Source organism: Paraglaciecola polaris LMG 21857 (assembly GCF_000315055.1).
GTDB classification, from domain to species: domain Bacteria; phylum Pseudomonadota; class Gammaproteobacteria; order Enterobacterales; family Alteromonadaceae; genus Paraglaciecola; species Paraglaciecola polaris.
Genome location: NZ_BAER01000033.1, coordinates 1 through 12911, shown reverse-complemented (window position 1 = coordinate 12911; position 12911 = coordinate 1). Strand labels below are relative to the sequence as shown.

The 12911-nt window shown below is 45.2% G+C and carries 12 protein-coding genes; 8 read left to right on the top strand and 4 right to left on the bottom strand.

Translation table 11 applies throughout. The annotated features are described in order from the left end of the window. Positions 1–175: 175 nt before the first annotated feature. From GPLA_RS06060 to GPLA_RS06050, 3 genes are all read right to left on the bottom strand, one after another. Positions 176–1312, bottom strand: coding sequence for a DUF917 domain-containing protein (locus GPLA_RS06060; RefSeq protein WP_007103976.1), 1137 nt, complete (start codon positions 1310–1312; stop codon positions 176–178). 156 nt (positions 1313–1468) lie between these two features. After that, on the bottom strand, positions 1469–2785 hold the full coding sequence (locus GPLA_RS06055) for a purine-cytosine permease family protein (protein WP_007103975.1): 1317 nt from the start codon (positions 2783–2785) through the stop codon (positions 1469–1471). 83 nt (positions 2786–2868) lie between these two features. Beyond that, the gene (locus GPLA_RS06050; RefSeq protein WP_007103974.1) at positions 2869–5028 is read right to left on the bottom strand and encodes a TonB-dependent receptor; all 2160 of its coding nucleotides are present in this window, start codon (positions 5026–5028) and stop codon (positions 2869–2871) included. Between the two features lie 213 nt (positions 5029–5241). Between GPLA_RS06050 and GPLA_RS06045 the strand changes: the two genes are divergently transcribed. Then, positions 5242–5751 (top strand): Lrp/AsnC family transcriptional regulator, encoded by a 510-nt coding sequence (locus GPLA_RS06045; RefSeq protein ID WP_007103973.1) that lies wholly within the window; start codon positions 5242–5244, stop codon positions 5749–5751. Here the strand turns inward: GPLA_RS06045 and GPLA_RS06040 are convergent. After that, on the bottom strand, positions 5748–6884 hold the full coding sequence (locus GPLA_RS06040) for an arginase family protein (protein ID WP_007103972.1): 1137 nt from the start codon (positions 6882–6884) through the stop codon (positions 5748–5750). The two genes, GPLA_RS06045 and GPLA_RS06040, sit on opposite strands and share 4 nt — an antisense overlap. Before the next feature lie 428 nt (positions 6885–7312). Between GPLA_RS06040 and GPLA_RS06035 the strand changes: the two genes are divergently transcribed. From GPLA_RS06035 to GPLA_RS06005, 7 genes are all read left to right on the top strand, one after another. Next, entirely contained in the window at positions 7313–8926 is a 1614-nt protein-coding gene (locus GPLA_RS06035) for a methyl-accepting chemotaxis protein (RefSeq protein ID WP_040514031.1), read from the top strand. Between the two features lie 153 nt (positions 8927–9079). Further along, complete coding sequence (locus GPLA_RS06030; RefSeq protein ID WP_007103970.1) at positions 9080–9679, top strand: DUF502 domain-containing protein; 600 nt, start codon at positions 9080–9082, stop codon at positions 9677–9679. A gap of 370 nt (positions 9680–10049) precedes the next feature. After that, positions 10050–10361: a hypothetical protein gene (locus GPLA_RS06025; protein ID WP_007103968.1), complete on the top strand. Its 312-nt coding sequence runs from the start codon at positions 10050–10052 to the stop codon at positions 10359–10361. 4 nt (positions 10362–10365) lie between these two features. After that, positions 10366–10836 (top strand): hypothetical protein, encoded by a 471-nt coding sequence (locus GPLA_RS06020; RefSeq protein WP_007103967.1) that lies wholly within the window; start codon positions 10366–10368, stop codon positions 10834–10836. 27 nt (positions 10837–10863) lie between these two features. Next, a complete protein-coding gene (locus GPLA_RS06015) occupies positions 10864–11130 on the top strand; it encodes a hypothetical protein (RefSeq protein ID WP_007103966.1) in 267 nt (88 codons plus the stop codon). Positions 11131–11503: 373 nt separating this feature from the next. Then, entirely contained in the window at positions 11504–12388 is an 885-nt protein-coding gene (locus tag GPLA_RS06010) for an aldo/keto reductase (RefSeq protein WP_007103965.1), read from the top strand. Between the two features lie 151 nt (positions 12389–12539). Further along, a complete protein-coding gene (locus tag GPLA_RS06005) occupies positions 12540–12743 on the top strand; it encodes an alternative ribosome-rescue factor A (RefSeq protein ID WP_040514019.1) in 204 nt (67 codons plus the stop codon). The last annotated feature ends 168 nt before the right edge of the window (positions 12744–12911 follow it).

The window sequence follows — 12911 nt, the reverse complement described above, 5'->3', positions numbered from 1 at the left end:
AATGGCGTACGTGTTAGGGGTAAAGCACAAACCAGAATGTCTTGTTCGCACTCTTGGGGTTGTCTGGTTAGGATTCTAGACTGTGGACTAATATTGCTTGGCAGTTCAAAGGTGCCTGTTGTTAATAGGTATAAGGGTCAAAAGCAGCGTCAAGGCTGCTTTTGACTTGTATGGTTCAGGCTTCTAGTGTGTTAGCCCGCTGAGCAAAGTGGCGAGTTACTGCACAGCGGTATGCATCAGCTAACCCTAGGTACGCAGGGCCAAAAGCGGCGAGGCCTTTTTCGCCAGTGAATTCTTTGGGAGCAGGTAAAATGACTACGGCTATATTCATTCCTATTTTATGATTGGGGTTAGTGATAGGCACATTTTCATCAAGATCGAGACAACAAATCAGGTCCGGAATTGTGACGTCAATCTCGCCATTGATGCGCGCCAATAAATTTTCATTTTTAACTTCAATAGCATAAGTTGAGCCGCTGTACTGTCCTTCTCCTTGTATGTCTATTGTTCCTAGTGTAAAGCCATTTTCAGTCGTAAAATCAAAATGATTAACCTGACCGCGAAAAGCGACGTAGCCGTTACCACTGTGGGCGATGGCGTCGGCGATATCGCGCTTTTCGGCAACGGCTAAGCGATAAGTTTGACCGATTTTCAACGCCTTGCTGATCGTGCCAGGAATGACTGCACCTTTAAGTTGCTCTACCGGTAATGCGTGATCAATGGCGGCGATGTCATTTCGACTAACCATCGCAAGCGCGCGCACTACACGTTCGGCGCGTAAATCATCGACCACATTTTCGCACACAAAACATTCACCAAATTCATTGGCGGCCACTATGGGGGCTGCGGGCAAACCGTTAAAATAATAGGTTGAATGAGTGATTTCCGGTACGGCGCGTCCGGCAGGGTCCGCATCGATAATAAAGCCTCCGCTCATTGCGGCAAGATAGAACGAAATAGCGGTGTTTGCGCCGCCGAGTTCACAGCATATGGTGCCGTAATAGTCATCCCCTGTGAGTGCTTTAAGGCGTTCGTAAGCCGCTAGCATAGGAACTGTGTTCGTTCTGGGCAGGGCTGAGTATTCTTGTTCTTCGCTTGCTGAAATGGGGGTTAATGCACCTAACATATAAGGGGTGCATAGTTTTTGTCCGGCTGGTACCTCTGCTAAATCGACTAAAGTAAAGGTTTTACCTGCGGCAATGGCTGCATCTATATAACCAAAACCTTCACTGAGTTCACCGCCGCCACCTGTACCAAGAATGGCGCAGCCATATAAAATATCGGATATATCTTCACGCGTTAACTCTTTCATCGTTTTTACCTTGTTTTATCCCAACTGCTGGTCGAACAGTGAGCGGATACTGCGTTTAATTCGTCGTTGAAATGTTAACCACAACGCAAAATTTATTTACGGACGAATACTTCGTTATGACGAACAAACGTTTGAATTTTGGCTAAACACAAAATGTTATTTCGCCACTTCAGGGCGCTTGCGGCGAATTTTGCTACGCGATAGTAAGTAATAAACTGGCAGGGTAACGAGCATGGCATCGAAGACTTCTATGGTCGTGATCGTTAACCAGCCATGATTTGACAAAAAAGACGTGCATATGCCAATTAACCAAGCAATGAGCGCACGATAATTGATATTTTGATCCCGTTGCAAACTGGCCAGTTGGTACTTACGTGATTGCCTGATCAAGAAAAAATCAACGACGTAAATAGCGGCCACCGGGGTAAAGATAATCGACAAGCCAAACAAGAAATTCGTAAAGTTGTCCAATACATTGAACGAAGCCACTACTGCGCCCAATATCCCAGCGACGATGATCCATTGCCATTCTTTAAATTTGGGAAAGACAGCCATTAACCCTAAACCACAGCTGTACAAGTTAATGACGTTTGTCACGCAACTCGATACCAGCAATAAAAAAAAGGCCATCCCGCCAAGCCCGAGTACTAACATGACGGAAAGAATGTCGCTATTTGCCACCACAATCCCAGCAAATGCTGACACCACATAGACAAAAGAATTGATGAGCAAAAATGGTAAAAATGATGCATAAACGGTATCGATGGGTTTAGCGGCATAACGGCTAAAATCGGGCATTAATACTACGCTGACAATAAAACTGCCCACCACGGCAGACACACCTTCACCGAAGGTCAAAGATATTGTCTGCGGCGTAATCGCCGTAATTTCATGGCTGTTGGCGTAACCAATACTTTGCACCAATAAGTAGACAATGATGGCAAACAATATGGGTACCAGTAAGTTGGTAATACGCTCAATAACCTTAAACCCCCATATGGTGACGGCGGTTATGAGTACACCAAATAATACCTCTAGCAGCCAAGTGTCAGGTGTGCCGCCAGCGTATTTAAGTAAAAATTGTTGGCTGACCTGGCTGAATAAATCCACGTTAACCCCATACCATCCGAGTAACGAAACCACGAAAGCGAGATTAATAAAGTTGGCGCCTGTGGTACCAAAGACGAATTTGATCGTCATGCAAGAAGAAAAGCGGTTATGCATGCCGACTAAACCGGTAACCGTGCCGAGCATTGCCAAGGCAAAGCCACCCAGTAGAAAGGCAAAAATACTTTTTTCTAACCCTAGGGATCCACCCAACTGAATGCCAGTGATAAGCCCAGGAACCGCGAAAGCCAGTCCGCCATTGATCATGCCGATGCCAATCCCGTTGACGGTTTCACTTTGCGGAACAGGGCTAGTGGCGTAGTCATCAAACGCAGAGTTTGGCAAGGGAGCGTGTTTATCTGTCATTTATTACTGCCTATGTAAAAGAGAGCCCCAAAAAGGGGCTGCAAAGGTGTATCGCTTATTTCAGGGTGACTATATATGCAGGACTAGAAGCGATATGACGCTTCAATACCGTAGGTGCGCGGTTTGTTTGGTTGGCGTGCATATTCGGTGACCCCATCGTCTAATAAGAATATATCTTCAATGGTGCGTTCATCAGTAAGATTTTTGACAAATAATTGCAAGGTCCATTCCTCTGATTTAATACCGATCCCAGCGTTAATGAAGCGATATTGCGAAGAACGTATCTGCGGGGCAGAAATATCAAACGATTTAGGACCGTCAACTTGCAGTGATGCTCTTGAGGTGAGTGTCCAAGTATCGTTTAACTCATGATGATGGGTTGCTGACAAGGTAAGGTTGTACTCTGGTACCCAGAACATGGTTTCGCCAACTAAAGAGGGATCGCGTGCAAATTTCTTGATGTCAGAATCAATGTAACCGGCACTAAAGCGGATATCCAAATTATCTGTCGCGGCCACAGCTACCTCCAGTTCCGCTCCCTTGGTGTCAACTTCATCAATGGCTAGGTTTTCTAAGGTAAAGGTTCTGACATTGAATTTAGTCATCTGGGCATCGTCTTGGGCAATGGAAAAAACCGCGCCGTTTAACGTGACTGAATTGTCGAATAAGGTGGTTTTAAAGCCAGCTTCAATACTATCAGAGACTTCCTTATTGAATGTTCGACTGATGCCTTCTGCTGGCTCGTTAAAACCGCCGCTTCTAAACCCTTTTGAGTAACTCGAATACAGCAATACATTGGGCGTGGCTTGATAAGCTAGGGTGACTTTAGGTTGGGATTGGGAAAAGGTTTTTTTGGCAAAGGTGTCATCTGCAAAATTAGGATCAAACGATTCACGCTTGTCATGATCGAAGCGCAGGGCGCCGGTCAGTTCCAGTTTTTCAGTGATGTCATAGTTAACTTGCCCTGATACCGCCCAAGCCTTGCTACTGTTGTTATCGGCGATCACAAGATAGATATCGTCGTCACTAAAATCACTGCGAGTGCGCGGTGTATCGCCCGCAAAGTCGTCTAGAAAACTGACCACGCTGTCCCGCTGGCGGTCTTGATAAAACAACGAAACCGCCCAACGCAAGGGTTGTTCGCTTTGGGATGTAAAGCGGCTTTCAACGGTGAATGATTCAACGTCTAATTCACCTGCGGTTCCAAAGGGCGCTCGAAAAAAATCATCGGTATCGATAAATGTTGCATCGGCCGAATAATCGCCGTCATAGAAATGCTCATTCTCAGATTTGCTATAGGCAGTAATAAAATCGAATGTGCCTAAGTCATAATCCTGACTGAGTTTGGCGCTGATCTCGTAAACATCTCGCTCATCGCGATTTTTAATGTTTTGTGAAGTCTGAATTGAAAAGTCTTCAATGCTGTCTTCCGTTACGCCTTGATAGTAAGCAAAACCAGCAGTGCTGGTGGTATAACGGCCCTTAATATTTAGGCTAGTGTCGTCGAATAAATCAAATTGCAACTGACCAAATATTGAGTCTTCGTCCAGTGCGTCAGCTTCATCATTTAACAAGGTGTTATCGATAAGGCCGTCGCTGCTTTTACTGTACCCGCCGACTCTAAAATAGGCGGTGTCTTCTTCATTTAAGGAACCTGATAACACGCCACTGAGGTGATAAGCATTGCCGTTGCTATAAGACCCTTTTACGCTGCCTTCGAATTCTTCGATAGGCTGTTTAGTGGTAATCAAAACGGCGCCGCCCACAGCTCCGCGACCATATAACGCACCTTGGGCGCCGCGCATGACTTCTATACGTTCAACATCCACTAGATCTTGATTGATAAACTCCAGATCTGATGCCGTTACGCCGTCTACCACAAACGCAAGTGGTGGATCGCCCACTTGGGGCGTGATCAATCCACGAATGGAGATACGTGCGAGCCCCGGGCGAAAATTATCGAGCTGGGTTAAGTTTGGCGTAAGGGCAGCAACATCTTGAAAGTTGCTAATACGAGCACTTTCAATCATGTCTGAGGAAAATGCGGTGACCGAGTCAGGAACAGATTGAATTGATTCTGTTCGCCCACGGGCTGAGATAGAGATGATTTCGATGTCTTTGCTGTTGGCTTGCCCTGTCTTTGTACTGGGCTCATCCTCCTGAGCATGAACCACAGGAATAAGGGATAGACTAACGCAAAGCGCGAGGGTAGATTTAGCAAATAACTTTATTTTGTTGTGCATGATACGCCTCAATGGGAGTTTGTTTGTATGATGAACAGTTCCAACCCTGTTCATATTTTGTGTCATTTAAGTCTCCATATATTTGGCAAAATAATATTTTGTTATCGCTTTGAGCGACATACATAATTTATTGAACCTCAAGCCGAGTCAGTCATTTATTGTGCGGATTTACTGCATCATAATGAGGTCGCGGTGAAGCAATTAGGTAGAAATATGAAAAAGACCATTAAGATTGATAACTACAATAGAAAAATCTTAGCCACGTTGCACCTGCAAGCTGACTTAACCAATATCGAATTGGCTGAAAAAGTAAACTTATCATCTAGCGCCTGTTTCCAAAGGGTTAAAGCACTAAAGGAAGCCGGTTATTTCAGAGCATCCCATGCTGATGTCAACTTGGATCAGCTTTGCGAGCACGTACTTGCTTATATTGAATTTACCTTTGATGACAATACAGCGGCCATGCGCAGAAGGTTTGCTGGGGTGATCAAAGATATGCCGCATATCATGGACTGCATGCAGCTTAGCGGTGACGTGGATTACATCTCGTTAAGTTGTTTTCCAGATATTAAAGCATTGAATGCTGCCTGCACGGCGCTAAGCGATAACCCAGCGTTATCGATTAAGCACATTAAAACCCGCATTGTATTAGACAGAGCCAAATGGTTTCTGGGTTACCCCTTGGCTCATCTTAAGTGGATTGACGATAGTTCAGCGCCCTAGGGACGAGCAATTTGCGCAATCAGTAATGCGGATATTTCCCCCGCGACTTGAAGGGTTGTTGCTTGCGCATCTTTGGCGTTTTCTGTGCTGTTGGTAAATGGTGCAACTTCCATCATGTCTGCTCCGGTCACCGAAAAATGTTCACCAAGTATACGAATAATATCTAACGCTACTTGTGGGTGTAAGCCGCCTGCTTCCGGTGTACCGGTAGCCGCAGCGTATTGTTCGTCTATGGCATCAATATCAAAACTGACATACAACTCATCTACCTGATGGGCGGTCAGTTGCGTGATAATTGCTTGTGTTATGACCTCAACACCTTGGGTTTGGATCTCATCTGCCCAGTGCTGGGTAATACCAAACGTGTCTTGCCAGTAGGCTTTGGGTTTGCCGCTAGAGCGGATACCCAATTGCACCAATAAGCTTGGGTCAACTAGATCTTGCAAAATATGAGTACACCAAGAGCCAAAGCATAAATCAATGCCTAAGCGTTCGGTGAGCAAATCAGTGTGGGCGTCAAAATGAATGACTGCTGCCCGCTTACCTTGAACTTTTTTGGCTTGTAAATATGCCTTAACCAAAGGGTAACTAACGGAGTGATCGCCACCAATGGCGAAAATTCCTTTTTGCGGGAAACTCGCGTAGATCATACTCGCCACATCTTGGGTGATGGATAAGGGCGAAACTGGGTACTGGCGACTATCCTGACCATTTGGGGTTTTGCCACTTTGGGTTTGATACAGTGCCCGATTGCAATTCTCGATAGTGGCCTGATTCAAGTATTTGTCGTGCAACAAGTGCGGAATGACCCGCACGTCACCAAGGTCAAAGTAGCCGCTATCAGGAAAATGTTCTTTAAGGGTACTGCGCACAAATAAGGGCCCCCAGTTTGCGCCGCGTAATATACCACCTCCACAATCTGACGCGATGCCGAGCAATAAGGCATCTGAGCCATGTGCTAAGTTGCGTAAGCTTTCTTGCCATAACTGCTCCACGTTGTCTGTGCTGCCAAAACAAGCAAGATGCAGTTTTTCTTTGCGCGCTTTGGCGGTATTGACGGTGAATACGCCATTGCCAGGCGGGCAAAGTAAGTTTTCCAAGTTTGCGATCAAGGAGGTCATATTATCAGCCATACATTTATCCATTTTTATCGCGCAGCCCTGGAGACAGGAATACGCCAGTCGATGTCACAAAAAAGTGTATAGCGAAGGCACAAAATAAAATTTTGTAATTGTATGCTTAACCAAGAAAATAACTGTTTATTTATACTCATCGCTGAATATCGCCCCACTCCATATATTTCAATATTAACAACGAGTTCATTTTCCTAAATTGTTGTATGTTTTAATGTTTATGTAAGAAAACTGCTCTACAGTCGCAAAGTTTAATCGAGGGGGATAGAAGCACTCGGCACTGTCAGTGTCTTTTATTGACAACAAACGAGCTCATTAAATGTCGATTTAGGACGATATATTAGTAGCGACTAAGTTGCTTTATGCCATTTATACTGCATTGGCGGCGTGATATTAGGTTGATACAATAGGATAAGATGCTGTTTATTATGAAAAAACTCAGTTCCAAGGTATTTAGTGTATTAATGATGTTTGTGGCCGTTTTTGCTTTGATCGCAGCATTAATCATCAATAGTCTCAATTCACACGTGAGCCAATACAGTGATTTGTTAGAGCAAGATGTGAAAGCAACGTTACTGATTGACAGCATGAACCTGAATTTCAAGCGTCAAGTTCAAGAATGGAAAAACGTGTTATTGCGTGGCAAAGACAGCGCGAAACGCGAAAAGTATTGGCGTAGCTTTCTTGCTCGGCATAAAGAAATAGAAGGCTTGGTAGAAGAGTTTAAAAACATTCAAGTGAGCCAAGGTGTCCGCCAGCAACTGAGCATTTTTTCTACTCAACACCGTGCTTTACTTAAACAGTATCAAAAGGGGTACGACACATTCGTTCAGGCCGGGTTTGATCCCTACGCCGGTGATAATGCCGTTACCGGAATTGACCGAGCGCCCACTAAGTTACTTGAAGCACTCAGTGCTCAAATCAGTCAACATGTCATTGAACAAAATGCATACCAAAATAATCAGGTGGCTAATTCACTCTGGTGGGGTAGCACGGGTTTAGTGTTGGCACTTGTGTTAGGCGCGGGAGTTTTACTGTGGGCAATTAAAGCCTTAGTGACCACACCACTGCGCCAACTTAGTCGCCATATCTACCATGTGAGTCAAGGCAAGTTAGCGGAGCCATTATCATCTGACCGGAAAGATGAGATAGGACAAATGACGGAATCAATTGAGTCATTGCGTATAGATTTACTCGAAATTCATTCAGGGCTTGGTTCTACGCAACAGGATTTAGACCGGGTTTGCTTTAGTTTAGTCGACAGCGCAGGGGCTATTAGTCAAGGTGTGACCGAGCAAAATCACGGCACTACCAGTGTACAAAACGCCGTACATCAATTAACCGACGTGGCGCAAACCATATCTCAGTATGTTCACCAAGCCGCAGATTCAGCCACACAAGCGAGTCAATCAGCGGTGACCAGTATCGATGTGATGCAACAAACCATTGAGACCATATCGAGCTCGTCACAGCAAATTGAAGATACGGCTAAGGTCATCTCTGATTTAAATGAGGATGCTCGTAAAATAGGCTCAGTACTAGATGTGATCCAAGGTATTGCTGAGCAAACCAATTTACTGGCCTTAAATGCTGCTATCGAAGCCGCCCGCGCGGGAGAGCACGGACGGGGTTTTGCCGTGGTAGCGGATGAAGTTCGCACACTAGCAGCTAAAACCCAGCAGTCAACGGAAGAGATCAAGCAGATGATCGCTAACGTACAAAAAGGTACCAGCAATGCGGTGAATGCCATTAGCCAAGGGCAGGAAGGAACCAAATTCAGTGTGGATAAAGTACTGGAAGCCGATGGAAACTTGAAAATCGTGACCAATGCCATTGAGGATATTGCTGGAGTGAACCAGCAGATTGTAAATGCGATTGCTCATCAAACCAGTGTCACTGAACAAATCTTGCAGCATTTGAATGAGTTAAGCCAAATTGCCAAACTAAACGGTGAGCATGCCCAGTCGTGTGACGAAGACAATCTGACGTTAATGGATGTTAAAGATCGAATGGCGAGTATCATCCAAAAATTCGTTCAGTAATCCAGTGTCACCAGCGAGTCTCGGAACGCTCGCCGGTGCTGCATTAGCGCCTAGTCGCTAATTTTTGAGTAAAACGTGATAAAATCCCGCCAAATCAAATGATTATTGCTGCTTGCTTAGCGGACGGCTTCTTTTCTAGATCGAGATACAAACATGCTTAAAAAAATAACGCTCTTGGTAGTTCAGGGCTTACTTGCCGTGGTCCCGATAACATTGACCTTATACGCCTTATATTGGCTTGTGACCTCAGTGGAAATGGCGCTAACGCCTATCATACCCCAGCAGTGGTATTTCCCCGGAATGGGAGTAGTCACCGGGATCGTGCTGTTATTTTTTGCCGGTTTATTGGTGAATGCTTATGTAATTAAAGTGTTGTTGCATTGGGGAGAGCTGATATTTGAACGTATTCCCCTGGTGAAAACCTTTTATGGAGCGATCCAAGATGCGGTCAATTTAATCAACGTCGGCAAGCAACAAAAGATGCAAAGCGTGGTGTCAGTTCAAATCAGCGACAGTATTGATTTGATCGGCTTTGTAACAAACGCCGAAGGCGGAAAAGTCTTGTTTAATGATGAGCAGAAAATTGGCGTGTACGTGCCACTGAGTTATCAAATAGGTGGCTATACCTTATATATCGACCGAAGCAAGGTGACGGCATTGGATATCGATGTTGAAACGGCCATGCGCATTGCATTGACCGGTGGCAGTCAAACTAAAAGCGATGGCCCCCGGCGCAAAAGCAAGTCAGGTTAAACCCGCCCCAACCATAATTGAATGCATCTTGGTTTACCGGCGGTGCCGATAAACCCAGACATTTTTGATGGTAATCCATAAACAAAGTCAGTTCGTAATAATTGCACAGCCGTTGCAATATATACCCGTTAATGGGTTTCTCTCCTGTAAAATCACACATTTTATATCCCTTGTAGATTACGCGGAATATGGGATTGCGCCGTTAGCAGTACTTTGGCACAGGCATTGCTTTTACCAATACAAGTATGAAAAAACAGATGCAATGTGCATTAACGAGAATTGTTTCTCAGGATGCCAGCGCATTTTAGTTAACTAGGTGCTCAGCGACAATATTATTGAAGCAGCATCTTAAATTTGTAAGGGGACTATCATGGAAAATGCGAAAACAGCCACATCAACATCAAAAAACACTGCTAAAACAGATTCACCTATCTCTAAAAAGGCGCAAGACGCGTTACATGATTCTGTAGACGCAGTGGCTGATAAGGCCGCTAGAGCGGAGCGTTCGGTACGTGATACCGCGCATAGATCTGCTGAGTCTTTGGGGGAAACCCAAGAAAAGGTACTCAAACAATGGAACGGTTCGCAGGTGCGTCGTTTCGCCACAGAAAATCCGGTTGCCACGGTGGGTATCGCGTTCACGGCGGGCATGTTACTGACTTCATTATTGCGTAAGCGTTAAGTCGATGCCTGTGCCTAACCCAGATCAGTCAAATGCCCAAAGTGACGACCCGTTAACCCAGCATACTGATCTTATTAAGGAAATTTTTGGGGCCGCGACGGATGCAGGCAAACGATATCAGCGTCAACTAACGTTGGCGCGCACACTAGCGGGGCGAGAGTGGAAATTATCCGCTCGCGCACTGTTACTGGTGCTGGTGGGGATACTGTCAATTAGTGCGGTTGGCGCGACCCTCTGGGTCACGTTAAATGCCATGCTAGCGACTGGGTTAATTCAACTCGGATTGCATTGGATGTGGGTAGGAAGCGGAATAATACTGTTAAACAGTTTGGTTCTGTGGGGACTTGTTGCTACGATCAGAGCGCTGTTAAAACATATCAGCCTTAGTCGCACATGGAATGCGTTGACTTTGTCCACTCAACTACCAGCTGACAATTCCACATCCGCACAATCCCCTGATAACGCTCAGAAGTAAGGGTGTTACCGCGAGAGGAGTGATTTGATGTTAAATGGACAATTTTTTAGTCGAGCTTTGCTTAGCCAGCGTTTAACGGATGTTGAAGGTGTTGAGCGCCAAGCACACACCAATCAAGAGATGATTTTGGCCCGCCGAGCGCAGATTACCAGTGCCACAAAAGAATTATGTAGGCAACCACTGACCCCAATAGCCGCATTTGCTGCGGGCAGTGCCGCAGGCGTGCTCAATGACAGTAAGCCGTCTGCGATGCCACTTATTATGCGTATTGTTACCATGGCGAGACTCTTCTAGAGTCGACCAATTTATCGGTTAAATTTAGCCTTTTAGCCTATTGTCAGCGCTTCAAGCGCAGGCAGTTTACAACAGTTTTTAGGAGTCACCCAACCTACCAAAGGCAATATTCCTCTGCCGCTTTTTGGTGACTCCTTTTTTATTCTAAGATACAAGCCTGCCATCCATGTGACCTTAATTAATGTGCTATATAGGCTGGTTCTCCAGCTGTTAGACATACTTTTCAATGCTTTGTGCCGCTTTCAATACGTCCTCGTATTGTGACGCAAATTTGCAAATCAAATATATGGCACGGGACGTTAATTTTTATTTTAAATAGCTTGAATAGAAAGTGGATGGGCGCATATCTATTGCCACTACAGGAGAATATTTGATGCAACACGAAATCGTATTAAAAGACGGCACTCGCTTTCCCGCACTGGGCTTTGGCACTTGCGCTATTGGCGACTGGCAGCAAGATGACGACTATGTTGTCGACACCATACTCAAAGCCATCAAAGCAGGATATCGACACATAGATACTGCCTCGCTCTATGGCAACGAGCGCAGTGTGGGTAAAGCCATTAAAGCGTCGGGGATACCTAGAGAAGCATTTTTTGTGGTCAGTAAAGTGTGGGATACCGAGCAGGGTTACGATGAAACCCTTAACGCCTTTGATGCGAGCTTGAAACGCTTAGACATGGATTATATTGACCTGTATTTAGTGCATTGGCCAAATCCCGCTAAAACCCAGGCCACTTGGCAAGCGTTAGAACACCTTCATGCACAAGGTCAGGTACGTCAGTTGGGCTTGTCGAATTTTAGACCATCAGACATAGAGCAGTTGTTGAGTTTTGCAAAGGTGAAACCTATTTACAATCAACTAGAGCTTCATCCGTATCTAACCCAACGGGCGTTATGTGACGTGTGTGATAAACATGATATTTATGTATCTTGCTGGTCGCCTCTTGGCTCTGGTACCTGGAGCGGTGTACCCACCAATGAAAAACCGATAGCGGATGCCGTGGTCCTTGGCATAGCTGAAAAACATGGTGTCAGTGCAGGGCAGGTGATCCTAAAATGGGATTTACAGCAGGGCCGTATCGCTATTCCCAAAGCCGAGAGTGACAAAAACATCAAGGCTAATCTTGAGCTGGACTCGTTTGAACTTAGTGCTGAGCAGTTAAGTGCAATCGACCAACTTAACCGTGATCACAGATACGGAGGCGATCCTGATACTGCCTACGAAGGCAATATGAAGATGCAAGTGCCGGATTAAGACCGTTAACACTAGACTGAAAAAGTGACACATTCACGATAACGGCTGAACATCCACATCCTTGTAACACCGTTATCCTGGATGAACCAGCCAGTGATAGGATAAGTAATCATTGCTAGGCAAATATATAAACAACCTGAAAGGAAAAATGATGAGTAAGCAGAAAAACACAATAAGGAAAACGCAAGTGAGTGAAACGGAGTTAGGGCGAGGCAAAATTAAAGACAATTTTTTAGCCGCGCTAGTGACCTCAAAGCTTTATAAGATGCAGGTAGTGAAGGCCAAAAAAGGCAAAGGTTCTTACCAGCGCAAAGCAAAAAATATAAGACAAGAGTCTTATTTAATAGCGGCCTAAGTGCTTTTATAGCCGCTATTAAATAACACTTTTACCCCTTCTCCACTTAACCTTCAGCGTTTGCAAAAACGGCTAAAAAGGCTTGTCTACACACTCCGCCATTTTTCAGCGTCCGGGCTCAATCGCGAGACTCGACTATCCCGTGCCATTCTATTGTAGTGGCAAATT